The 24,781-nt window shown below is 39.2% G+C and carries 21 protein-coding genes; 11 read left to right on the plus strand and 10 right to left on the minus strand.

The features are described from left to right. Entirely contained in the window at positions 1-789 is a 789-nt protein-coding gene (locus tag OK025_RS16775) for a GDP-L-fucose synthase (RefSeq protein WP_317665508.1), read from the plus strand. A gap of 222 nt (positions 790-1,011) precedes the next feature. Continuing rightward, positions 1,012-1,773 carry a transcriptional repressor AgaR gene (agaR, locus tag OK025_RS16780; RefSeq protein WP_317665509.1) on the plus strand — a complete coding sequence of 254 codons (762 nt, stop codon included), beginning with the start codon at positions 1,012-1,014 and terminating at the stop codon, positions 1,771-1,773. Positions 1,774-1,879: 106 nt separating this feature from the next. Here agaR and OK025_RS16785 read toward each other — a convergent pair whose 3' ends face one another. The 3 genes from OK025_RS16785 to rpoN form a co-directional block, all read right to left on the minus strand. Further along, the gene (locus OK025_RS16785; RefSeq protein ID WP_317665510.1) at positions 1,880-2,956 is read right to left on the minus strand and encodes an agmatine deiminase family protein; all 1,077 of its coding nucleotides are present in this window, start codon (positions 2,954-2,956) and stop codon (positions 1,880-1,882) included. Between the two features lie 90 nt (positions 2,957-3,046). Beyond that, positions 3,047-3,922 carry a carbon-nitrogen hydrolase gene (locus OK025_RS16790; protein ID WP_286779664.1) on the minus strand — a complete coding sequence of 292 codons (876 nt, stop codon included), beginning with the start codon at positions 3,920-3,922 and terminating at the stop codon, positions 3,047-3,049. Between the two features lie 80 nt (positions 3,923-4,002). Beyond that, positions 4,003-5,469 carry an RNA polymerase factor sigma-54 gene (rpoN, locus tag OK025_RS16795; protein ID WP_286779665.1) on the minus strand — a complete coding sequence of 489 codons (1,467 nt, stop codon included), beginning with the start codon at positions 5,467-5,469 and terminating at the stop codon, positions 4,003-4,005. 518 nt (positions 5,470-5,987) lie between these two features. Here rpoN and OK025_RS16800 point away from each other — a divergent pair. Further along, positions 5,988-8,252 carry a penicillin-binding protein 1A gene (locus OK025_RS16800; protein ID WP_317665511.1) on the plus strand — a complete coding sequence of 755 codons (2,265 nt, stop codon included), beginning with the start codon at positions 5,988-5,990 and terminating at the stop codon, positions 8,250-8,252. Between the two features lie 72 nt (positions 8,253-8,324). Here OK025_RS16800 and OK025_RS16805 read toward each other — a convergent pair whose 3' ends face one another. After that, a complete protein-coding gene (locus OK025_RS16805) occupies positions 8,325-8,648 on the minus strand; it encodes a hypothetical protein (RefSeq protein ID WP_317665512.1) in 324 nt (107 codons plus the stop codon). Between the two features lie 102 nt (positions 8,649-8,750). On the opposite strand from OK025_RS16805, the gene OK025_RS16810 reads away from it, so the two are divergent. The 4 genes from OK025_RS16810 to infB all read left to right on the plus strand — a co-directional run bounded on the left by OK025_RS16810 (position 8,751) and on the right by infB (position 14,720). Then, positions 8,751-9,527, plus strand: coding sequence for a LexA family transcriptional regulator (locus OK025_RS16810; protein ID WP_317665513.1), 777 nt, complete (start codon positions 8,751-8,753; stop codon positions 9,525-9,527). A gap of 231 nt (positions 9,528-9,758) precedes the next feature. Next, complete coding sequence (gene rimP, locus OK025_RS16815) at positions 9,759-10,223, plus strand: ribosome assembly cofactor RimP (protein ID WP_317665514.1); 465 nt, start codon at positions 9,759-9,761, stop codon at positions 10,221-10,223. A 5-nt stretch (positions 10,224-10,228) separates the two neighbouring features. Further along, entirely contained in the window at positions 10,229-11,470 is a 1,242-nt protein-coding gene (gene nusA, locus OK025_RS16820) for a transcription termination factor NusA (protein WP_070567754.1), read from the plus strand. A gap of 103 nt (positions 11,471-11,573) precedes the next feature. Continuing rightward, positions 11,574-14,720 carry a translation initiation factor IF-2 gene (gene infB, locus OK025_RS16825; RefSeq protein WP_317665515.1) on the plus strand — a complete coding sequence of 1,049 codons (3,147 nt, stop codon included), beginning with the start codon at positions 11,574-11,576 and terminating at the stop codon, positions 14,718-14,720. Positions 14,721-14,784: 64 nt separating this feature from the next. On the opposite strand, the gene OK025_RS16830 is transcribed toward infB, so the two are convergent. From OK025_RS16830 to OK025_RS16845, 4 genes are all read right to left on the minus strand, one after another. After that, positions 14,785-15,177: a VOC family protein gene (locus tag OK025_RS16830; RefSeq protein ID WP_288061501.1), complete on the minus strand. Its 393-nt coding sequence runs from the start codon at positions 15,175-15,177 to the stop codon at positions 14,785-14,787. Positions 15,178-15,263: 86 nt separating this feature from the next. Next, positions 15,264-16,370, minus strand: a complete 1,107-nt coding sequence (locus tag OK025_RS16835) for an NADH:flavin oxidoreductase/NADH oxidase (RefSeq protein WP_317665518.1) — start codon at positions 16,368-16,370, stop codon at positions 15,264-15,266. A 74-nt stretch (positions 16,371-16,444) separates the two neighbouring features. Beyond that, a complete protein-coding gene (locus OK025_RS16840; RefSeq protein WP_317665519.1) occupies positions 16,445-17,161 on the minus strand; it encodes a 3-ketoacyl-ACP reductase in 717 nt (238 codons plus the stop codon). Positions 17,162-17,219: 58 nt separating this feature from the next. Further along, positions 17,220-17,807 (minus strand): NUDIX domain-containing protein, encoded by a 588-nt coding sequence (locus OK025_RS16845; RefSeq protein ID WP_317665520.1) that lies wholly within the window; start codon positions 17,805-17,807, stop codon positions 17,220-17,222. 22 nt (positions 17,808-17,829) lie between these two features. Here OK025_RS16845 and pyrE point away from each other — a divergent pair, with 22 nt between their 5' ends. Next, entirely contained in the window at positions 17,830-18,477 is a 648-nt protein-coding gene (pyrE, locus tag OK025_RS16850) for an orotate phosphoribosyltransferase (RefSeq protein ID WP_317665521.1), read from the plus strand. Positions 18,478-18,499: 22 nt separating this feature from the next. Further along, positions 18,500-18,898: an SRPBCC family protein gene (locus OK025_RS16855; protein WP_317665522.1), complete on the plus strand. Its 399-nt coding sequence runs from the start codon at positions 18,500-18,502 to the stop codon at positions 18,896-18,898. A 52-nt stretch (positions 18,899-18,950) separates the two neighbouring features. Here the strand turns inward: OK025_RS16855 and OK025_RS16860 are convergent, their stop codons facing one another. Beyond that, positions 18,951-19,667, minus strand: coding sequence for a superoxide dismutase (locus OK025_RS16860; RefSeq protein WP_075993370.1), 717 nt, complete (start codon positions 19,665-19,667; stop codon positions 18,951-18,953). A gap of 262 nt (positions 19,668-19,929) precedes the next feature. On the opposite strand from OK025_RS16860, the gene OK025_RS16865 reads away from it, so the two are divergent. Together OK025_RS16865 and OK025_RS16870 are read left to right on the plus strand one after the other, a co-directional pair. Continuing rightward, positions 19,930-20,976: a ferredoxin--NADP reductase gene (locus OK025_RS16865; RefSeq protein WP_317665523.1), complete on the plus strand. Its 1,047-nt coding sequence runs from the start codon at positions 19,930-19,932 to the stop codon at positions 20,974-20,976. Positions 20,977-21,098: 122 nt separating this feature from the next. After that, entirely contained in the window at positions 21,099-23,027 is a 1,929-nt protein-coding gene (locus tag OK025_RS16870) for an acetoacetate--CoA ligase (protein ID WP_317665524.1), read from the plus strand. A 91-nt stretch (positions 23,028-23,118) separates the two neighbouring features. Here OK025_RS16870 and OK025_RS16875 read toward each other — a convergent pair whose 3' ends face one another. Further along, positions 23,119-24,726, minus strand: coding sequence for an acyl-CoA carboxylase subunit beta (locus OK025_RS16875; RefSeq protein WP_317665525.1), 1,608 nt, complete (start codon positions 24,724-24,726; stop codon positions 23,119-23,121). Positions 24,727-24,781 lie beyond the last annotated feature (55 nt).

Consider the following 24,781-nt stretch of genomic DNA (forward strand, 5'->3'; position numbering starts at 1 on the left):
ATGAGGGTACTCATTTTAGGATGTGGCTGGCTCGCAGAGTCTTTTGCGATATATATGAAGCACCGAGGTCATGAGGTCTGGGCAAGTACGAGAACATATGAAAAATACCATCGGCTTAATGCTGATGGTATTTTTTCGTTTATCCTGGATTTTGATAAGGAAAGTTTTCCTGAGATGAGTGACATACCTACTCACTTTGACTTCGTATTGAACAGTATACCTGCAAGTCAGAAAAATAGTGTAGCGATCCTTGAAAATAGATTTTCGAATATCAGCTTGTTTTTTGGTCACATTACATGGAGTAAACATGTTTTCTTAAGCTCTATTGGTATTTATCCGGATAAAGATGGCGTATTTGATGAATCCTATGCAGATACAACCTTACTTTCATCAAAACTTTTGCTTGCTGAAGCAAGTATGTTGGGATTGGCTGATACACTCATTTATCGTCTGGGAGGTTTGTTTGGAAAAAATCGTGTTTTTGCCAAATATTTTTCTGAGCGTATCTGTACGACCGGTGAGCAGCCGGCTAATTTTGTTCATATCGACGATGTGGTCAGGTTATTGGAGGAGGCATCTTGCCGCGCGCTTAGATATAGGGTTTATAATGTTGTTGCTCCCTTACACCCTAAGAAAATGGATGTTATTCTGGCATCGGCAAAAAAATATGGCTATGCTTTACCTCTTGCGTTCGAAGCGGCGGATGCAACTCAAAAAATAGTTAGCGGAAAATTACTTCTAGAGGAACTTGATTATCAATTTGTCCTGCCTGATCCTTTGCAATTTTAATTCATTTTTATTTTAAAAAGAAAAATGAATTTATGATTGTCAGCGTGAAAAAATTAAATAATTTCATTATTTTAACATCAATTCTACGAAGGAAAATTTAAGTAGAAAGTCATATTTGTTGAAATTTATTGATATCGATGGATTTTTTCAAGATATCGACATATTCCTTTAAACAAACCGATAATAGATTTAGTATTTTAACAGCTTATTAGAAATAGAGCCATGACAAATGTAGAAAGACATCAATATATCTTAAAACAATTAAAGGAGGTCGGCGTAGTTCAGGTAATTGATCTATGTGAGGAATTGGGCGTTTCCTCTGTAACCATTCGGAAAGATTTGACCTTGTTGGAAGATAGTGGATTGTTGTTTAGAACGCATGGCGGGGCAACACAATATAATCCTTATACGACTGACCGTACAGTATTTGAAAAAGAGAAGCTTCGTTCGGACGATAAAAGTCGGATCGGAAAAAAAGCGGCTGAAATGATTGAGGAAAATGATTCAATCATTATCGCTTCAGGAACGACTATGCAGTCGCTGGCAAAGCAGATCACTCCTAAAGGAAATATCACTGTCGTAACTTCGGCATTGAATGTTGCGATGGAATTGATCAAATATCCTTCGGTTGAAATCATGCAGATGGGCGGAACGCTTCGCAAGACTTCAACATCGGTAACTGGAAAGTATGCGGAAAATTTATTGCAGGATTTTTATTGCAGTAAATTATTTTTGGGTGTGGACGGTATTGACCTAGAATATGGTGTGTCAACGTCAAGTGCGCAGGAGGCACAATTAAATCGCATTATGATCGATACGGCTCAAAAGGTTGTCGTACTAGCAGATTCGTCTAAATTCGGACGGCGAAGCTTCGGGCGGATTTGTGGTTTTGATAAAATTGATATATTAATTACCGATGATAAAGTAAATACAAGCTTTGTGGAATCGTTAGAAAAAGCTGGGGTAAATGTTATTGTTGTTTAACACGGCTTAATTAAAAATCAAAGCGGAGCTGCTTATTTTTATCATAAAAAATGTCCCCAAAAGAGTTTTTAACTCTTTGGGGACATTTTATTTATGGATAGTTTTTTTAGCTCAGTGCCGGCTCTTGCTGGCTTAAACAGTGGAAACTTCCCAGCCCCCAAATAATGTCGACGGAATTTATTCCTATGACTTTACGTGTAGGGAAACAGCCTTGGATGATATCCAGTGCTCTTTGGTCATTTTTATCGTTGAAGATCGGTACAACAACAACATCGTTTGCAATGTAGAAATTAGCATAAGATGCCGGTAGCCTTGTGTCGTCATAGATAACAGGAGCTGGCATTGGGAGCTCAATGACATGCAGAGGCTCTCCATTTAGGAGTCTAAATGAACGAAGCGTTGCTAGATTTTCTTGAAGTATTTCGTAGTTTTCATCTGTCGGATCTTCCTCAACAACCGTTAAAACTGTGTTTTCGTTGACGAAACGTGTGATGTCATCAATATGCCCATCTGTATCGTCTCCAACGATACCGTCTCCAAGCCATAAAACTTGTTCCTGACCATAAAATTCTTTCAAATAGGTTTCTATTTGTTCTTTTGTCAGGTGTGGATTTCGGTTTTCATTCAGTAGGCAAGCTGTTGTAGTCATAATAGTTCCTGCACCATTAAACTCAACGGAACCGCCCTCCATGACGATATCAGGGGTGAATAAAGGGAGATTAAATTCTTTGGCAATGCGTGTTGGTACGACATCGTCTAAATCGAAAGGCGGGTATTTTCCACCCCAGGCATTATACCCCCAGTCGACAACTGCTTTTTGATTTGTTGCTTGGTTAATTATAAAAGCGGGACCGTGGTCTCTACACCAAGCATCGTTTGTCGGATTAAAATAGAATTCGATATTGCTAAAATCGGTTGTCACTTCTTTGAGCGCGGTAATAGCAAAATTTTGCATTTCCTCGTTAGCGACGTTAATCCTTACTTTTTGCCCGGTTGCTACGACTTTAATAAATTCGCAATAGGGTTTGTATATTGTTTCGATCTTCCCAGGCCAGGATTCCTCTTTATGTGGCCAGCTCAACCATAAGGCTTCTTGCTTTGCCCATTCTGCGGGAAATGAGAAGCCCTGTTGTTTCGGGGAATTGTCAAAATAGTCCTGTGTGAATGTCTTTTTTTGTTCCATACTTATTTTAATGGGATTAAAAAAAGCCATTTCAGTTCGTTTCAGCACAGTTGTGTGCGTTCGAAACTGAAATGGCTAGAATATTCAATATTAGTCTTCGTCAATAAAACGTTTGGTGATAGGTGCGTATGTTTCGATTCTTCGGTCTCTCAAAAATGGCCAATGTTTTCTGAAATAATCCGATTCATTTAAGTCCAATTCGACAACCTCAATTTCCTCCTTGTCGTGGGAAGCGAGGTAAAGCAGTTTTCCTTGTCCATTTGTTACGAAGCTTCCACCCCAGAATTTCATCGCACCATCCTGTTCAAATCCGACGCGGTTAACAGATACCACAGGGACGCCATTTGCAACAGCATGGGAGCGTTGTATTGTTTGCCACGCATTGTATTGATCTTTGTTGGTTTCTTCATCTTGATCTGTTGCCCATCCAATAGCTGTAGGGTAGAATAAGATTTCTGCACCCATCAATGCGGTAATTCGAGATGCTTCAGGGTACCATTGATCCCAGCAAATTAAAATGCCTATTCTTCCAAATTTTGTTTTGAATACCTTGTAGCCTAAATCTCCTGGGGTAAAATAGAATTTTTCATAAAATGCAGGGTCATCTGGAATGTGCATTTTGCGATATTTCCCTAAGTAGGAACCATCTGCATCTAATACAGCAGTTGTATTATGATACAGTCCTTCTGCTCTTTTTTCAAATAATGAAGCGATAATTACGACGCCTGCTTCTTTAGCAACAGCCGATAGGGCGTCCGTTGATGGGCCGGGAATGGATTCAGCCAGTGCGAAATTGTCGTAATCTTCCACATCGCAGAAATATAAAGAGGTAAATAGTTCTTGCAGACACACAATTTGCGCACCTTTTGCAGCGGCTTCTTTTACTTTAGCGATAGCTTTTTCGAGATTCTCTTGTTTGCTTGCGGTACAGCTCATCTGTACAACTCCAACTTTTACTTTGCTCATTCTTTAATGCTTATTTTAATACAGCACAAAGATACTATTCTTAATTTGGATTTGGTCTGTGGGAAAAACAAAAAGAGCTCTTAGAGCTCTTTTCGTAATCTTGCTACAGGAATATTCAATGCTTCCCGATATTTTGCTACCGTTCGCCGCGCAATATTGTAGCCTTTTTCTTTTAGGATCTCAGTTAGTTTTTCGTCAGCCAAGGGTTTCCGTTTATTTTCTTTTGAGATGCACTCTTCTAATATTTTCTTAACCTCTTTATTGGATACTTCTTCGCCAGAATCTGTTTGAATGGCTTCGGAGAAAAATGATTTTAGGAGAAAGGTTCCAAACTCTGTTTGTACATATTTTGAATTTGCTACCCGAGACACAGTAGATATATCCATATCGATTTTATCAGCGATGTCTTTCAATATCATGGGTTTTAATTTTCGATCATCACCGGTAAGGAAATAATCATATTGGTATTCCATGATTGCATTCATCGTTTTGAGTAAGGTTTGCTGACGTTGTTTTATCGCATCAATAAACCATTTGGCTGAGTCGAGTTTCTGTTTGACGAATTGTACGGCCTCTTTCATTTTTTTATCCTTTTGATCAGATTTCTCGTAATGTTCAAACATATGCTGGTAATCACGACTTATACGGAGCTCGGGTGCATTTCGGCCATTTAACGTCAGATGTAATGTGCCATCATTATTACTGATATGGAAATCCGGGATAATATGAAGTTGTTTGCCAGCGACAGCGCCGGAGTCTCCTGGTTTTGGATTAAGTTTTAGGATCTCGTTGACAACATTTTTCAAATCCTCCGATGAAACGCCTAAGGATTTTTCTAATTTATCATAATGCTTTTTCGTGAACTCTTCAAGGTAATTTGCCACAACTTTAATCGCAAGTTTGATTGTAGGATTTTGTGTGTCCTTTTTCTGTAACTGGATTAACAGACACTCTTGCAAATCCCGCGCTCCAATCCCAGCAGGTTCAAAATCTTGAATTACTTTTAGCATGTCAAGTACTTCCTGCTCATCAGTCATTACATTTTGACCAAAAGCGAGATCGTCGACAAGATTGATAATCGGACGCCGCAAATAACCGTCATCATCTAAACTGCCAATAATTTGTTGGCCAATTAAAAAATGTTTGTCATCTAACGCCAAAAGGTCTAATTGTTGTTGTAACTGCTCGTAAAAAGAGTGCTGAATAGCAACAGGCATTTCTTTCCGGTCATCATCGTCGTCTCCATAGTCATAGCCACTGCCGTAATCTTTGAAATCATCTTCCTGAATATAGTCTTCTAAACTAAAGTCTTCAGAGTCGAACCCATCTTCATTGTCAAAATTATCATCTGGATCTTTATCGGGATATTCTTCTATAGGATCCGTCATATTCGTCAAGCTACCATCTTCTAACGCAGGATTTTCTTCTAATTCTTCCTTGATTCTAGCATCTAATGAAACCGTCGGAACCTGCAACAATTTTATAAATTGGATTTGTTGCGGCGACAATTTCTGTAATAGCTTTTGTTGTAATGTTTGTTTTAACATGCTAATAGTTGACTTTTTTACATCTAAATTTAAACAAATATCATTATTATTTTAAAATAAAATCGATAATAAATGAAAAATGGGTATAATATTTGTGGAACGCGAAGCCAAATTTATAAAAAAGAGTAGATTCGGCTTGTTTTCCCAGACATCCCCTTTGCTATTTAATTGTCGTGGTAATTTTCAAAATCAATCCTTTGGAACCATGTCATATTTTACAGTTGATTATGGTCTGTTTTTTATTGTTAAAAAATGTAAATAGTTGATTACAGCGATTTATTTAGTTGTATATTTAGCCCCTGAAAATAGATATAGAGGCATATTTGATGGGCATAAAACCTTTTGCTTGTCGGATGTGTTGAATATAAGATAAATTTCCATTTATGTTTAAACGTATTAAGAATAGGATTCTTCGTTATCTCGTTATAGCAATATATTTTATCATTATATTGGTTTGTGCTATACAATTGAATTTTTTGTGGCTTTTCGGTTATTCTCCGACAAAAAAGGATATTGTTATGCCAAGTGTTAATATTTCAACGGAGTTATATACCGCAGACAGTGTTTTAATCGGGCGGTATTTTGATGAGGATAGGAATCCAATTCCATTTGATAGTATTCCGAAGTCAGTGACGAATGCGTTGATCGCAACTGAGGATGTTCGTTTTTATAGTCATAATGGTGTTGATTTTTTCGGACTTGGGTCCGGTATTATCTCTACATTAAAAGGAGATAAGCGTGGCGCGAGTACCATTACGCAACAATTAGCTAAAAATCTTTATCGTACACGTTATAATAAGGCAGGCGGTTTGTTGACACGTCTTCCTGTCGCGGGCTTGGTGGTGACAAAGTTCAAGGAGTGGATGACGGCTTATAAATTGGAACAACGCTATTCCAAAAATCAGATATTGGAAATGTATTTAAATACAGTATCCTTTAGTAACAATGCGTATGGTATTGAGACTGCTGCAAAGCGCTATTTTTCAAAGGGGGCTAATCAATTGAATCAAAATGAAGCTGCTGTTTTGATCGGAATGTTAAAAGGTACGACCTTATATAACCCTATTCGCAATCCCGAAAATGCTTTTGTGCGGAAAAACACGGTTTTAAGCCAGATGTATAAAGGCGGTTTTTTGAAAAAAGAGGAATATGATCGTCTGGTTAAAGAGAAGATTGTTTTGAATACGAATAGTCAAGACCTGAATGCTGGGGGAGATTCTTACTTGCGTGCTGCTGTTGCTAAGTGGTTGGAGAAATGGTCTGAGGATAATAATTACGATATCTATACAGACGGTTTGAAAATTTACACCACGATAAATTCTAAGCTTCAAAAACATGCTGAAGAGGCTGTGGCGAAACAAATGGTCGAATTGCAGCAACGTCTAAATAATACCTGGGAAGGACAGGAGCCTTGGCGCGATTTATCAGGTAAGGTTATTCCGAACTTTTTGGATAATTTGGCAAAGAAAACTCCTTATTATGCTTTTTTAAGCAAAAAATATGCAAATACCCCGGATAGCATCAATTACTTCTTGAATAAAAAGAAGAAGATCGAAGTCTATAATTGGAGGGATGGTAGTAAGATCGAAAAAGATATGTCCACAATGGATTCTTTGAAGTATTATGCTATGATGCTAAATGCGGGAATGATGTCTATGGATCCATATTCGGGTGAAATTAAAGCGTGGGTGGGTGGTATAAACCATCAATATTTTAAGTATGATCACGTGATGCAGGCGAAGAGACAGGCTGGTTCTACATTTAAACCCTTTGTATACCTGGCTGCTTTGGAGTCGGGGATGTCTCCGTGTGACAAGATTACAGATAAACCTGTTACAATCAAGATTGATAAAGGGGATTCTGTGGAGATATGGGAGCCTAAAAATGCAGACTGGAACTTTTCCTATCGTGAAATGTCTTTGCGTCACGCAATGGCGCGTTCAATTAATTCAGTAACGGTACAATTGACTGATATGGTTACGCCTGCGAAAGTAGTCGATGCAGCGCATCGTTGTGGTATTACGAGTAAATTAAATCCAGTTGCCTCGGTGGGTTTGGGACCAAATGATGTTTCTGTATTTGAGATGGTGAATGGGTACTCAACAATGATGAATCATGGCGAGCGTGTTACTCCTTTATTGGTGTCTAAGATCGAAGATCATGACGGTAATGTGATTGCGACCTTTCAGGCGGAACGTAAACAAGTTGTGGATAAGCAAGATGCCTGGTTGATGACCTATATGCTTCGTGGTGGCATGGAAGAACCTGGGGGTACCTCTCAGGGATTGTGGGAGTGGGACTTGTTTGATAAGGAAAATGAAATTGGAGGAAAGACAGGTACTTCGTCTGAATATGTGGATGGTTGGTATATGGGGGTGACGAAAGATTTGGTCACAGGTGTATGGGTTGGTTGTGACGAGCGGAGTATTCACTTTAAAAATTCCCATTCGGGAGAAGGTTCCCGTACAGCATTGCCGATATTTGGCGTATACATGGAGTCAGTATATAAAGATAAGCAGTTGGGGTATACGCAAGGTAAGTTTCCTAGCCCGACTGTCGAAATTACAAAATCTTACAAATGCGAAACTCCCCGCTATAGCGATCCAGAGCCAGAGCAGAGTGATTCTACGCAGGTAGATGAGCCCGCTGATGAAGGATTAATAGGGCCACAGGAAGAAGGCGCTGAAGAAAATCATGTTGAGCGTAACCATACTGAAGGCGGAGATAACAGTGTTCAGTATGAAGGATTATTACCCTCGGAGAAGGATAGTAGCCGAAATTAAATACAACGCTTAAAGATTTATAATTAAAAATATAAGATGGCCGCCTAGTTTACTAAGGTGGCTTTTTTTATGCTAAGCGGCGTAGTGGGAGTCTCTTTTGGTGAAAGCGTGGTGTTGCTGTGGGAAAAGGTTGTTCCAGTTTGGGTTGGATTTACGGATGAGCCTTTCAATCTGCATAGTTGTGAAATGCTGCAGTTCGTTTATTTTTTTGTTGGCTATCTCCAAGCTAGTAAAAGCTTCTGTGTAGATTATCCGATTTAACCTTGGGCCTTGGTTGAAAATAAAGCTATTAGATTGCTCCAATTCCAATACTTTGCTGAATATGTTGGAACTAAGCCCAATTTCAAAGTGTTTACGATTGCTGTCTGTTAATATATATACAATAAAATTATTCATAATGCTAAATTATTTGGACGTTTAAAATATATTTACTAATTTTATTGGCACAATATTACTAATAAAATTAGTTTTTGCAAAATATTTTTTTGAAAAAATAATATGTCAAATATTTCGTCCAATCTAAAGTTCCTTCGAAAAGGAAAAAAAATTACGCAGCAACAATTTGCTGATATTATGGAAATTAAACGTGCGTCGGTGGGTGCGTACGAAGAAGATAGGGCTGAGCCTAAATATGAGTTGCTGAAGAAGATTGCTGAATTCTATGGTTTGACTATGGATGAGTTGGCAAATGATGTTATTGATGAAAAATGGAAGCCGGTTCCCAAAAGCAATGCATCTAATTTAAGGGTGCTTAGTGTGACGGTGGATGCGGTTGATCGTGAGAATATCGAACTCGTTCCGGTTAAGGCAAGTGCGGGGTATTTAAATGGGTATGGAGATCCGGAATATGTCGCTGAATTGCCTAAATTTTCACTTCCTATGTTTGGTCAGGGAACATTTCGTGCTTTTGAAATAAAGGGCGACTCTATGTTGCCATTACCTTCAGGATCCATTATCGTAGCGGAGTATGTGGAGAATTGGCATGATATTAAGCCTGGGAGTACCTATGTTGTGGTTTCTAAGGAGGATGGAGTGGTTTATAAACGTATCGCTTTTAAATTTAAAGAGGATAAAGGTTTGAAGCTTGTTTCCGACAATAAGACCTATGAGCCTTATTGGGTGGAGACTGCAGATATTCTTGAGGTATGGAAAGCAAAGGCTTTTATCAGTACGCAGTTGCCTGAGCCTACTCCAGAGCCGACAATGGAAACGCTGACAAGTATGATGGCGCAGATGCAGAAGACAATTAATGCAGTTGTGGATAGTTCAAAATAGTGAAAAATTAATTGCGTGTTTTGGCGTTGGCTACTTTGAAAGAATTTTAATGCACCCAAAAAGAGCGAAACATTGTTTTTATAAGGGGTAGAGGTATGTTGAATATAAAAACAATGTTTATAAGTTTGTTTTTTATTTTATAAAATGCTATATTTGCATATCTGAAAGGAAGGGGGCTCGTATTGCCCCCTTTTTTTAATTCAATTAATTAGCATTTCTAGAAACAGAACAATGCAGCATGTAGAAAAACGAGTTATTGAACTCATCGAGGAGAAAATAGCAGATCGCGAGGATTTGTTTATTGTCAGTGTGAAAATGCGTCCAAATAAAATTCTTGAGATTCTTTTGGATGGGGACAATGGGGTTAGTATTGATGATTGTGCACAGGTGAGCCGTCATGTTGGTTTTCATCTGGAAGAGGAAAATGTAATTGATAATGCCTATCGTTTAGAGGTATCATCCCCTGGAATTGATGCTAATTTTGTCAATATAAGACAGTATCAAAAGAATATTGGTCGCACAGTTCAGGTGAAATTGAACGATAATGAAAAAATTGAAGGCGCATTGTTGGCCGTAGACGATACGAAGATCAATGTTCTTCAAAAGGTAAAAGAAAAAGGTAAAAAAGCACAAGAGGTAGAAAAAGTACTTCCTTTTGATCAAATAAAAGCAACAAAAGTGGTAATTTCATTTTAATAATAATGAGTAACAGCAACATCAATCTGATAGACTCTTTTCAAGAGTTTAAGGAGTTTAAGAATATCGATAGACCTACTGTTATTACAGTATTGGAAGAGGTTTTTCGTAGTATGATCCGCCGCCGTTTTGGTACGGATGAAAATGTGGATGTTATCGTGAATCCAGATAACGGAGATTTGGAGATTTGGAGAACGCGCGTCGTTGTTGAAGATGAATTTTCAGAAGATGATGATCTTGAAATCGAATTGGCGGAAGCTAGAAAACATGATGAAGATTTGGAAGTAGGCGATGATTTTATTGAACAGATCACATTAGAAAGCTTTGGTCGCCGTGCAATTTTAGCTGCGCGTCAGACGCTTGTGTCTAAGGTTTTAGAATTGGAAAAAGATGAGGTCTTTAAAAAATATAAAGATAGAGAAGGGGAGTTGGTTATTGGTGAAGTTTATCAGATTTGGAAGAAAGAGATCTTGGTATTGGATGAGGACGGTAATGAATTAATTCTTCCTAAATCAGAGCAAATTCCAGCTGACTACTTCAAAAAGGGCGATGGTATTCGTGCTGTTGTACATAAAGTGGATATGATGAATAATAACCCAAAGATTATTATTTCACGTACTGCGCCTGCATTTTTACAACGTTTGTTTGAACTTGAGGTTCCTGAAATTTTTGATGGTTTGATTACGATCAAGAAAATAGTCCGTGAACCAGGAGAAAGAGCAAAGGTTGCAGTTGAGTCTTACGATGATCGTATTGATCCTGTAGGAGCTTGTGTGGGTATGAAGGGATCCCGTATTCATGGTATTGTTCGCGAATTGCGTAATGAGAATATTGACGTGATTAACTTTACAACGAACCATTCGTTGTATATCGCTCGTGCGTTGAGTCCAGCAAGGATTAGCTCAATCAAAATCGATGAAGAAAATAAGACTGCGGCTGTATATTTAAAATCGGATCAAGTTTCTTTAGCAATTGGACGTGGAGGACACAATATCAAGTTGGCTGGGAAATTGACTGGTTATGAAATTGATGTTTATCGCGAAAATGACGAGTTTGATGAAGATGTTGATATCGAAGAATTCAGCGATGAGATTGAAAGCTGGGTTATTGATGAATTGAAACGTGTAGGTTTGGATTCAGCGAAGTCAGTGTTGTCTCTGAGTGAGGAAGAATTGGTTAGACGTACCGATTTGGAAGAGGATACTGTTCGTGAGATTGTACGTATTTTACAAGCTGAATTTGAATAAAATTCAGCTCGTTAATTTTTTTCTATCTAACATTCGGAATAAATTGTTTATGGATGGAAAAAAACATATTTTTGTAATTATATTAAAATAGTTTATATTATAGATGACTGAAGGAAAAGGAACAAACTTGCTTAAAGCAGCAAAGGAACTCAACATCGGGATACATACCGCCGTGGAATGTTTAGTGAAAAAAGGATATGATGTAGAAGCAAAGCCTAACACTAAATTGAGCGGAGAGATGTATGGTGTGCTGTTAAAAGAGTTTCAGGGAGACAAATCACTGAAAGATGAAGCTAAACAAATTGTTATTGGCAAAATTCGTCGTGAGGAGTCGCCGTCCACTTCTCCTAAGGAATCATCTAAGAATGAGGATTTCGAAGATCATGATGAATCAAAGGAAATCTTGGTCAAGAATACGGTAGAAATCCCTTCTGTTAAAGAAGCTACTCCTGAAAAAGCGGAGGAACCCGTTCATCAAGGTGGAATGAAGGTGGTTGGTAAAATTGATCTTGACGCATTGCATAGAGGTGGAAGTAAGATCAAGAAGGAAGAGCCTGTAAAGGAAGAACCGAAAGCCGTCAAAGAAGTTCCTGTAGAGGTTAAAGCTGAAGTTAAGGTGGAAGAAAAGAAGGAAGCCGAAGTCAAAGCGCCTATTGTTGAAGCGAAAAAAGAAGAACCAAAGGTTATTGAGAAAAAGCCGGAAGCTGTAGTGCCAAACGCTGAAATTCAAAAGCCCGAAGTAAATAAAACTGAAGTAAAAGCAACTCCGGTTGTAGAGACAAAAACTGAACCTGTGAAGGTAGAAGACAAGAAAAAAGAAGAAACAGCACCTAAAGCTGTATCAGTAACTCCAATAGTGGAGCCTGTGAAAAAACAAGAAGATGAAATTATTTCTGCTCGTGCAGAAAGATTGACAGGGCCTAAAGTCATTGGTAAGATTGAATTACCATCTGCTAGACCTTCCCACAAACCGGTGGCTTCATCTTCAAATGCTGGAAATAATAATGAGAAACGTAAGCGTAAGCGTACGAATCCAAATGGTCCAGTAAACCCAAATGCGGGGCAAGGTCAAGGTCACAATAATCAAAACCGTGGACCGCGTGATGGTAACAATCCCAACAATCGAGACCAACAAGGTAACCGCGGTGGGAATCATGGTAATAACAACAATCCGAACAATCGTCAAGGACAAAACAGCAACCAACATCATGGTAGACCGGGACAAGGTGGTAATAGCCAACATCCAGGTAGACCAGGACAAGGTACGAGACCGCAACACGGAAATCGTTTTGATAATAGAGGAAAGGGAAGACCTGTTGAGAATAAGGAAGAGCCTACTGAAAAGGAAATCCAAGATCAAATCAAGGCAACACTTGCTCGTTTGAGTGGTGCAGGTAAATCTGGCAAATTTGCGCAACGTGCCAAATTGAGACGTCAGAAACGTGACGATGTTGCTCAACATGCTGAAGAAGCAGCAATGGAGCAAGAAATGATGGCGAAAGTATTGCGTGTTACAGAATTCGTAACTGCAAACGAATTAGCTAATTTGATGGACGTTCAGGTAACCCAAATTATTGCAACTTGTATGAGTTTGGGTATGTTTGTGTCAATTAATCAACGTTTAGATGCGGAAACTTTAACAATTGTAGCGGATGAATTTGGTTATCAGGTAGAGTTTATCAAACCTGAGGACGAGGAGACTGCTGAACTTGAGGAACCGGATAACGAAGCGAATTTGATATCAAGAGCCCCTATTGTAACGGTCATGGGACACGTTGACCATGGTAAAACATCTTTATTGGATTATATCCGTAAGGCGAACGTTACTTCAGGTGAGGCTGGTGGTATCACCCAACATATCGGTGCATACGCGGTGAAATTGGAGGATGGTCGTAAAATTACATTCTTGGATACTCCCGGTCACGAAGCTTTTACGGCTATGCGTGCCCGTGGTGCTAAAGTGACGGATATTGTTATTATCGTTATTGCAGCGGACGACGCAGTCATGCCGCAAACAAAAGAAGCAATCAACCACGCGCAAGCAGCGGGAGTGCCAATCGTATTTGCATTTACTAAAGTAGATAAACCGGGAGCAAATCCTGATAGAATCCGTGAGCAGCTTTCTGCGATGAATATCTTAGTTGAAGACTGGGGCGGTAAGTTCCAAGCGCAAGAGATTTCAGCAAAAACGGGAGAAAATGTTGACCTATTATTAGAGAAAGTTCTATTGGAAGCTGAGATGTTAGATCTAAAAGCTGATCCGACAAAACGCGCTGTTGGTTCAGTAATTGAAGCAGCTTTGGATAAAGGTCGTGGTATCGTGACAACGGTATTGATACAAAGTGGTACATTACGTGTTGGAGATCCAATTTTAGCGGGATCGCATTCAGGTAAGGTGAAGGCTTTGACGAATGAAAGAGGTGAACGTGTTAAAGAGGCAGGGCCTTCTGTTCCAGTCCAAATCTTGGGTATGGCAGGAGCGCCAACAGCAGGGGATAAGCTTTATGTTCTTGAAAGCGAGTCTGAAGCTAGAACTGTAGCCAACAAACGTCTTCAGTTACAACGCGAGCAAGGCATGCGTGCAACTAAACATATTACCTTGGATGAAATCGGTCGTCGTTTGGCCATCGGTAACTTTAAAGAACTTAATATTATCGTTAAAGGTGATGTGGACGGTTCTATTGAAGCATTATCAGATTCATTGTTGAAATTGTCTACTGACGAGATCCAAGTTAATATTATTCATAAATCAGTGGGAGCGATCTCTGAATCAGATGTATTGTTAGCTTCTGCTTCCGATGCGATCATCATAGGTTTCCAAGTACGTCCAACACAGAATGCACGTAAGTTGGCAGAGAACGAGCAAATTGATGTACGTTTATATTCGATCATCTATGACGCGATTGATGAAATCAAGTCTGCAATGGAGGGTATGTTGGCTCCGAAATTTGAAGAGAAAATTGTTGCTGAGGTTGAAATCAGAGAAACCTTCAAAATTTCTAAAGTTGGTACGATTGCTGGATGTATGGTTCGCGAGGGGAAAATTAACAGAAACAATGATATCCGTGTAATTAGAGATGGTGTCGTTATTCATACAGGTAAGTTGGCATCTTTGAAACGTTTCAAAGACGATGTGAAAGAAGTTTCAATGGGGTATGAATGTGGTTTAAATATTGACCGTTTCAATGATATTCAAGTAGGAGATATTGTTGAAGCCTACGAACAAGTTGAAGTAAAGCGTAAATTGTAATCACTTAATTATACAGTAATAAAACAGAAAGCGGCATTGATTTAAATCAATGCCGCTTTCTGTTTTAACGTTCGTATAGTTCTATTGGAACCTGATCAGGATCAAAAAAGAATGTAAAGCGTTTATTTGTTAACTCGTCTATTCTGATCCCTTCATGTGATACACCTGCTTTTTCGAGCTTATTTAATTCTAGGTCGAGATTATCGACTTCAAATGCAAGATGTCTTAAACCGGCCGCTTCTGGAAAGCTAAGCCGATTGGGTGGTGATGGGAACGAAAAAAGTTCTATAATGTAATGATCATTGAGTTTGAGATCCAGTTTGTAGGAATCACGTTCCACACGATAGTATTCTCTAGCAATCTCTAGCCCCAGTATATCAGTATAGAATTTCTTTGAACGCTCATAGTTGCTACAGATAATGGCGATATGATGTATCTTGTTGAGGTTTAATTTCATTTTTAATCTTATCTCATTGCATTTGTTATACGAGGTTGTTCCTTAATGATATGGAGCATATACAGCTATTTTTACAATTTTTCATCTTATTTTGCTCTTTCATATTGTTTAGGCCAGTGGATGTCAGCATCTAATTCTTTGGCAAAATGTAATGGAAGATGTGGGTCATCAAGAAATCCCCGTGCGATTAAGATTAAATCTGCTTGCTTTTGTGCGATGATCTCGGCCGCTTGAATAGCTGTTTTGATTAAACCTACTGTGGCAACGTTATTCTTGGTATGTTCCTTAATCGCAATGGCGAAAGGGAGCTGATATGCTGGCCCGATATCTATTTTTTGATAGGAGACCAAGCCTCCGCTCGACACATCAATTAGATCTACCCCCAATGTATACAGTAGTTGTGATAAGGCTATAGACTGCTGTAAATCCCAGCCTGCTTCGGCCCAATCCGTTGCTGAAATACGTACCCATAAACTTTGGCTTGTTATTTCTTGTTTTACTCTTTTCACAATTTCAATAAGAAAACGTATCCTATTTTCAAAGGTGCCACCGAAAGAGTCTGTCCGTAAGTTGCTCAGTGGTGAAAGAAATTGATGGATCAGATACCCATGCGCAGCGTGGAGTTCAATAATTTCATAACCAGCTTGTATTGCTCTTTTCGTTGCTGTTCCGAATTGTTCAATCAGATTCTCAATGGCGTCTACATCAAGTTCCTGTGGTTCATAATCTCCAGCATGGAAAGGTATCGGAGATGGGGCGACTGTTTGCCATCCCTGCGGATCTGTCGGCGAAAATTGATTACGCCCCAACCAGGGTTTATTACTGCTTGCTTTGCGGCCTGCATGAGCAAGTTGTATGCCCGGTATGGAATCATTTTCTTTAATGAACTCGGTTATTTCTTTTAATTTTTCGATATGCTGGTCGTCCCATAAACCAAGGTCTCCATCACTGATTCGACCTTCAGGACTAACTGCGGTTGCTTCTTGTATTACTGCTGCAGCTCCACCGATTGCAAATTGGCCCAAATGGACCAAATGCCAGTTATTAGCAAAACCATCCTTTGCGGAGTACTGGCACATCGGAGATACGACCAAACGATTTTTAAATTGCAGTTTTCCAATATTTACTGATGAAAATAATTGACTCATAATTGCTTGTTTATAGAAGGCAGGAGCAAGGAATACTCCTGCCATGATCAATTCTTTGTTTTGTAGAGAGAGGCCGTCAAAAGCCTTTATTTAAATCCTTGCGAACCGTGGTTCAACTGTTAAGGATTTGTAGACCATAAAGATGCTGATTTTAGCATTGCTCTTCTTGGCAGTTTTAAATTGGCAACCACCAACTCCGCGAAATCTTCAGGTTGGAGAACTTTCTCCGGATCGCCATCGGTGAGTCCAAGATCTTTGGACATATCTGAGGCAATCGTACTTGGCATTAGCGTACATACACGGATATTGTTTTTTCGTACTTCCCGCATTAAAGAATCGGCGAAACCGATGACGCCAAACTTTGAGGCACTATAAGCGGAAGTGGTGGCGGCGCCATTTAATCCGGCTGTCGAAGATACCATAATGATATCGCCTTGATTCTTTTCAATCAGTTGTGGAAGGATAGCTTTTGTAACAAAGTATGTACCCAAGAGATTTGTCTGAATGATCGATGTCCAATCGGCAACGTCCATATCGAGCACAGCGGAAAATGATGCCACTCCAGCATTGTTAATTAATATATCAAAGCTACCGAAAGTGTTTTTCAATTGCTCGATCTCCTGCTGTACAGCACTATAATTTGATACGTCAAAGACGGCATAAGTGACCTCAGTGCCTAGCTCGGCAAGTTCCGCGACAGTATCCTTCAAAGCAGCTTCATTTCTCCCGGTAATTGCGATATGAACACCTTCTTTCGCTAATGCATAGGCCACCGCCTTTCCTAATCCCCGCGCACCACCTGTAATTAAGGCTCTTTTTCCTGTTATATTTTCCATAACATAAAAATAGGTATGATCTTTTTTATTCGTGTCAGATGAACCTCAAAAAGGTAACTTATTTTGCCTTTTTGAGGATATTTTCGATGATGGGGTAGGTGTTGGCCCTGATGTCCTCAAATTGGTCCACATGACGCCATTCCGCTTTTGTAATATCTTCTGCGGTTTGTGGAATCAATTTAGGGACTTTGTTGACGCCCATTTCGTACCAGTTTGTTGCTTTAAGGACAAATTCTCCGTTTCGCAAAAAATAGGTGTGGTACGATGTGGTAATTTTCTTTCCTAAGTAGTTGATTTTGATACCACATTCCTCTTCGACTTCGCGTACTGCAGCTTCCCGCATTTTTTCATTGTCTTCCACTTTACCCTTAGGAAGATCCCATTTTCCTAGTCGGTAGATAAAAAGATAATCCCCATCTCCGTTTTTGACCAATCCACCAGCTGCTTTGATGATCTTAATTTTGTTTTTCAAGTTTTGAAATACAGTTTCAAAATCCTTGTTAATGTAGAGATATGTTTTTGGAACTTTATCAATTTCAGATTGTTTGAAAAGTTTTTGGAGGTCAATCTCTTGAAAACTAATTGTTTGTGGGTTTTTGGTTTTCGATGGAACAAAATCTGCTAAAATTAGCACGGTTTCGTTCATATAAATTTTATAAATTTGCGCCATGAATAATTTAAATGAGGTTGAACAAAAAGTTGCTGAATCCTTATTGCAAATTAAAGCAATAAAATTGCAACCTAAAAGTCCTTTTACATGGGCGTCGGGTTGGAAGTCTCCAATTTACTGTGATAACCGTATCACTTTATCTCATCCTGCGATTCGTACATACATTCGTCAAAAGCTTTCTAAGCTTATTCAAGAAGAGTTTGGATCAGTGGATATGATTTCTGGAGTTGCTACGGCAGGTATTCCACAAGGCGTTTTGGTAGCACAGGATTTGGGATTACCATTTTCTTATGTTAGAAGCTCAGCTAAGGACCATGGTCGTCAGAATTTAATTGAAGGTGAAGTAGTTAGCGGTCAACGTGTAGTTGTAATTGAGGATCTAATTTCGACAGGTAAGAGTAGTTTAGTGGCTGTAAAGGCATTACGTGAGGCTGGCTGCAATGTTGTTGGGTTGGTGTCTATTTTTACTTATGGATTGCAACAAGCTACTGATAATTTTGCCGATGCAAAATGTCCTTATTTCAGTTTATGTAATTATGATGCTTTGATTCAGGTCGCTGCTGAAAATAGTTATGTATTGGAAGAGGATATTGAGATCTTGAAAAAGTGGCGATTGAACCCTGCAACTTGGGGAGATAATTTTTAATAAAAAAGATTAATTTATCGTTATGACTACTATTCAGAACACAACAGAAATCAACAAAAATGTCAGCGAGGTGTATGCATTTTTGGCGGATCTCAACAATCATGAACAGTTGATGCCGGAAAATATCTACAATTGGTCATCGACTACGGACGAAGCTCGATTTACAATACAGAATATGGCAAAATTGGCCCTTAAGGTAGAAGAGCGTAGTGAGCATCAATTCATTAAGTTGGTTCCTTCGGAGAAGGCGCCTTTTGAGGTTACTCTTCGTTGGGAATTGCAAGTTGTTGCTGATACGGTGACAAAGGCAACCTTTGTTATAGATGCTGATCTTAACATGATGATGAAGATGATCGCTTCTGGACCACTTCAAAAATTAGTTGATTTTCAGGTCAACAAATTAAAAGAAAAGTTAGGATAGGTTGTTCATAACGGATATAAAAAAAGCTCGATTATTACTAATCGAGCTTTTTTTATGCTAGCCTTTCATTGACTTTTTTCCAATTCACAACATTCCACCAATTTTTAATATAATCAGCTCTTTTGTTTTGATAGTGCAGGTAATAAGCGTGCTCCCATACATCGAGGCCTAAAACGGGGATACCTTTTACCTCTGCAACATCCATTAAAGGGTTGTCTTGGTTTGGAGTAGAGGTAATTTTTAAGTTACCTGAATCATCCAAAATCAACCAGGCCCATCCCGAACCGAATCGTGAGGTTGCTGCTGCGGCAAATTGTTCTTTGAATTTATCTAAAGAACCAAATGTCTTATTGATCATGGTCAATAATTTTTCAGAGGGCTGACTCGGCTTATCGGACAGACTTTCCCAAAAAAAGTTATGGTTCCAAGCTCCACCAGCGTTATTCCTTGCTTTAGGAGAGTACTTAGATATGTTTGCTAGAAGTTGCTCCTCTGAGGCTTCTTTGATATTTTCAGCAAGAATAGCTTCGTTAACGGCGTTTATATAGGCCATATGGTGCCTTGTATAATGGATTTCCATTGTCAACGCATCAATATTAGGCTCCAAAGCGGCATAACTGAAAGGTAATTTTACTTGAGAAAACTTTAAGGTAGCGGCATTTAATTCAGTAGCTTTCGCGGAAGCAATATCTTGTAATATTGATCCAGATACAGCGATGCCTAGTGTAGCCTTTGCTGCATTTTGAAGGAAGTTTCTGCGTGTTTGCATATAATCTTATTGTGATTAGTTTTGATATAAATATAACGTGAAATTTTACAAATATTGTGCAAGAATTGTCTGTTAATTGTAATACAACAAAATTGTTATAAATTCATCTTTTAGGGTGGTATATATTGTTTTGAATTTTGGTTTACGGCATTTACGTAACATATAATTTGCATTCTTTTAAGAACGCTTCAAGGCAGTCTTAGGGCAGGGTAACTAGAGAATTATAATTGTTTATAAAGTCAAATTTAGCTAAGTTTGATTTATGTATACATTAAGGATTTCAAAAATTATCCCCCAACCTAATAATAACATTACTTTTCAGCTTGAGTCTATAGCAGGAGACTATCCTCCCTATAAAGCTGGGCAGTTTATTACACTTTCTTTTGTGTTTGGTGATCGTGAGGTACGTCGTTCTTATTCTTTTAATAGTTCGCCCGATAATAATGAGCCTTTGAGTATCACTGTTAAGCGTGTCGAAAATGGGGAAATATCCCGACTGCTCCACCATACTATTGTGGAGGGGGATATCGTGAATGCAATGGAACCTCAGGGTTTATTTGTATATGAACCCGAACCGGAAAAGGTTCGGACCTTGTTTTTGTTTGCTGCAGGAATTGGCATTACACCCTTGTATGCTATTCTGAAAACAGCGCTTCTTGCTGAAAGTAAGTCTAAAATAGTGTTGATTTACAGTAATAGTACGCTGGAGTTAACACCGTTCCGATCGGAACTGGAGCACTGGGCAGATCAATTTCCTGATCGCTTAACTATTGTGTGGATTTACTCCAATAGTAAATACTTGATGAAAGCCAGGCTAAATAGAGATTATATACATGCTATTGTTAACGATCATTTGTTTGGAAATAAGGAAGATGCTTTGTTTTATACTTGCGGTCCTGTGATTTATATGGACTTATGTCGTTTTACACTTTTGGGGATGGGGTTTGATTCCAATCAGATTAAACGAGAGACTTTTCTATTGCCCGAAAATGAAGAAGATGATGATGATGAGACCGAAAAGGAAGTCGATAGAACAACCTATACCATCGAACTATCTTTTCAAGGTAAAACTTATCATCTAGAGGTTCCCTACAATAAATCTATTTTAGATATAGGGCTGGAGCATAAAATTAAGTTGCCTTATTCTTGTAAATCCGGTATGTGTAGTACGTGTATTTCGCAGTGTACAAGGGGGAAAGTAAGAATGGACTATAATGAGGTGTTAACAGACCGCGAAGTTGAACAGGGAAGAATACTGTTGTGCACGGGGCATCCGTTAGAAATGAATACCGCTATTGAAGTGCTATAATTGAGCATTCGTATTTAATCCAAAAATATGCTGTTCAGTTATAGGGCGCCAGAAATATTTAAAATTGCATATACAAGTAAATTTATCTAAGTTTGGATATAACCGTTTTATATCTAACTATTATGGGGAAATTACTCTGGAGCCCAACAGAAGAGCAAAAATCTCAATCTGAGATCAATAAGTTTAAACAATATGTCGAGAAGGAGCATGGCTTATTCTTTCCATCCTATCAGGAGCTTTGGGCATGGTCTATGACTGAACTGGCTAGTTTTTGGAAGAGTATAGCCACCTATTTTAATATAAAGTTTCATTCAGGCTTTACAACTGTTGTTGATTCGCCAGCAGATGCTACAAGCTTTATCGGAACAAAGTGGTTTTCTGGGGCTACCTTGAATTATGCTGAACACGTATTTCGAAACACAACGGAAAAGCGTCCGGCATTAATCTTTCAATCTGAACAGCAAGTTAAAAGAGAGGTGTCATGGACTGAGTTGGAATCCATGGTTCTCAAACTTCAGGTCTATTTGAAAGAACTAGGGGTACAAAGTGGAGATCGCGTCGCTGGTGTATTAATTAATGGCATTGAGGCTGTTGCGTTATTTTTGGCTGTTAATTCCATTGGTGCTGTTTGGTCCTGTTGTTCGCCCGATTTTGGGGAGGCGAGTATTCAGGATCGTTTTGAGCAGATTGAACCCAAAGTGCTCTTCGCAAATTCCAGTTATTACTATAATGGCCGTCTTTTTGAAAAAGGGGAGAGTATTAAACAGCTTTCTCTGCGGCTACCATCTTTACTGGCTTGTGTTTTGATTGATGACAATATTTGGGAAGAGATTCTGAAAAAGGATCTTACACAGGCTGAGCTCCAATTTACGGCAATGCCTTTTGATGCGCCAATATGGATTTTGTATTCTTCGGGAACAACCGGGAAGCCTAAAGCCATTACACATAGAGTTGGTGGTATGCTGCTGGAACATATGAAAGCACTTGGCCTGCATCAAAATGTGCAGGACGGGGATCGATTCATGTGGTATTCCACTACTGGATGGATGATGTGGAATTACGCGCTTTCGGCCCTTTTAATGGGAAATACATTGTGTATCTATGATGGGGCTACGAATTATCCCGATAAATTGAGTTTATGGAATTTTGCACAGGAAAGCAAGGTGGACCATTTTGGCGTTGGTGCTGCTTATCTTATCTCCTGTCAGGATCAAGATTTAAAATCCTTGGCTTATCAGCCGAAAACAATAGGGTCGACAGGTTCACCACTACCACCGGATGTATTTGAATGGCTAAATGTACAGTTTCCAGAGAGTCAAATTGTCTCGCTAAGTGGTGGTACAGATGTTTGCAGTGCCTTTCTTTCGGGCTGTACATTGCTTGATGTTTATGCTGGGGAGATTCAATGTCGCACCTTAGGAGCTAAGATAGAAGCATTTGATGAGAATGGTCATCATCTTTATGGAGAGGTGGGAGAGCTTGTTATTTTAGCTCCCATGCCCTGTATGCCCATCTATTTTTGGAATGATTTGGCGAATAAAAAATACTTTGATAGTTATTTTGATAAATATAGCGGTGTTTGGAGTCATGGTGATTGGATTAAGATCACTGCACATGATGGCATAATTATGTACGGTCGTTCAGATGCAACGCTGAACCGGGGTGGCGTACGTATCGGTACTGCAGAGATCTATAATGTTTTAAATAGAACCGAAGGGGTCTTGGATAGTTTGGTTATCTGTGTAGATCATGAAAATGGATCATCTGATATGTTGCTTTTTGTTCAATTGGACAATGGTTTATTGAATGATGCGTTAAAAGGGGAAATTAAAAGGGAGCTTCGGCAGCAATATAGTCCGCGACATGTGCCTGACGATATTTTTCAGGTAGCGGCTATTCCTTACACGTTAAGCGGTAAAAAACTGGAGCTGCCTATTAAGAAGATTTTTTCGGGAATGCCTGTAGAAAAAGCGGTCTCAGTAGATATTATGCGGAACAGAGAATCCTTGGCAGACTTTGAAGCGATCAGTAAAATCTGGAGAAGATCTTAAGTATAGTATGCTATAAAAATACCTAATTAGAAAACCCCTCGGATGATGAAGTTTATCGTTTGAGGGGTTTTCTAATTTAATTTTACTCCACTCAAACCTGTATAACACCTACATTATACCGTTCTAGAATAGGCTTTTCGTTGGCCGCTTCAATTCCCATGCTGATGACTTTTCGTGTTTCTTCAGGTGCTATAATTCCATCAACCCATAATCTTGCAGCAGCGTAATACGGACTCAGTTGCTCGTTGTACCGATCTTCGATTGATTTAAGGAGACTGTTTTTTTCTTCTTCATTTATTTCTTGACCCTTGGCTTTTAACGCTGATTCTTGGATTTGAAACAGTGTCTTGCCTGCAGCGGCACCGCTCATGACAGCCATTTGGGCGGTAGGCCAAGCGTAGATTAGTCGTGGGTCATACGCTTTTCCACACATCGCATAGTTTCCAGCGCCATAACTATTTCCAACAATAAAGGTAAATTTTGGGACTACGGAATTGGCCATTGCATTTACCATTTTTGCTCCGTCTTTGATAATCCCCCCTTGTTCTGATCGGCTTCCTACCATAAATCCAGTGACGTCCTGAAAAAATACAAGCGGAATGTTCTGCTGGTTGCAATTCATGATGAATCGCGCTGCCTTATCTGCTGAATCACTATAGATAACCCCGCCCATCTGTATTTCCATTGCGTTGCCGGGTTTCTTGGCTTTGATAATTTCACGTTGATTGGCAACAATGCCGACAGCCCAACCGTCTACACGTGCGAGGGCGCAGACAATTGTTTTTCCATAATCGGGTTTGTATTCCTCTAAAGTGTCTGCATCTACAATTGCATCCAAGATATCCTGCATGCGATAAGGTTTTGTCCTGTCTTCGGGAAGAATCTCTACTATTTTACTCGGATCTGTTTTTGGAGGAAGGCTTTTCTTTCTGTTGAAATTAGCTTTTGTATTTCCACCTATTTTATCGATAACATTTTTTATAGCCTCTAAACAACTTTGGTCGTCGGGAAATTTATTGTCTGTCACGCCGGATATCTCCGAATGGGTAGAAGCTCCGCCGAGTGTTTCAGCATCTACGGTTTCACCTATCGCAGATTTGACCAGGTATGGGCCTGCTAAAAATACAGAGCCTGTTCCTTCGACGATAAAAGCGTAGTCGGACATGATCGGGAGATAAGCACCACCTGCCACGCAGCTTCCCATGATTGCTGCAATTTGAGGGATACCCATGGAAGACATTCGGGCATTGTTACGGAATATGCGGCCAAAGTGTTCTTTATCGGGAAATATTTCATCCTGCATCGGTAAAAATACGCCTGCAGAATCTACCAAATAAATAATTGGAAGATTGTTTTCCATGGCAATTTCCTGTGCACGTAAATTTTTCTTGGCAGAAATAGGGAACCAGGCTCCTGCTTTTACGGTTGCATCGTTAGAGACGATGACACATAGCTTGGATTTTACATAGCCCAGTACCGCTGCACAGCCTGCATTTGTGCATCCACCATGTTCTTTATACATTCCTTCGCCGGCAAACATGCCTATTTCCAGATATTCTCGGTCTGGGTCCAGTAGATATTCTATTCGTTCCCAGGCTGACATTTTGCCCTTTTCTTTCAGTTTTTTTATTTTATCGATGCCACCACCTAGTTTTAAATTTTCTCTTTTTTGGCGAAGTAATGCGAGTAGCTCCTTCATAATTTATAATCTTGGTTTTAAAAAGCTGTTGAATTAAGAATTTCTTATTTTTAGA

Origin of the sequence: Sphingobacterium sp. UGAL515B_05, from assembly GCF_033097525.1 — a bacterium.
GTDB lineage: Bacteria > Bacteroidota > Bacteroidia > Sphingobacteriales > Sphingobacteriaceae > Sphingobacterium.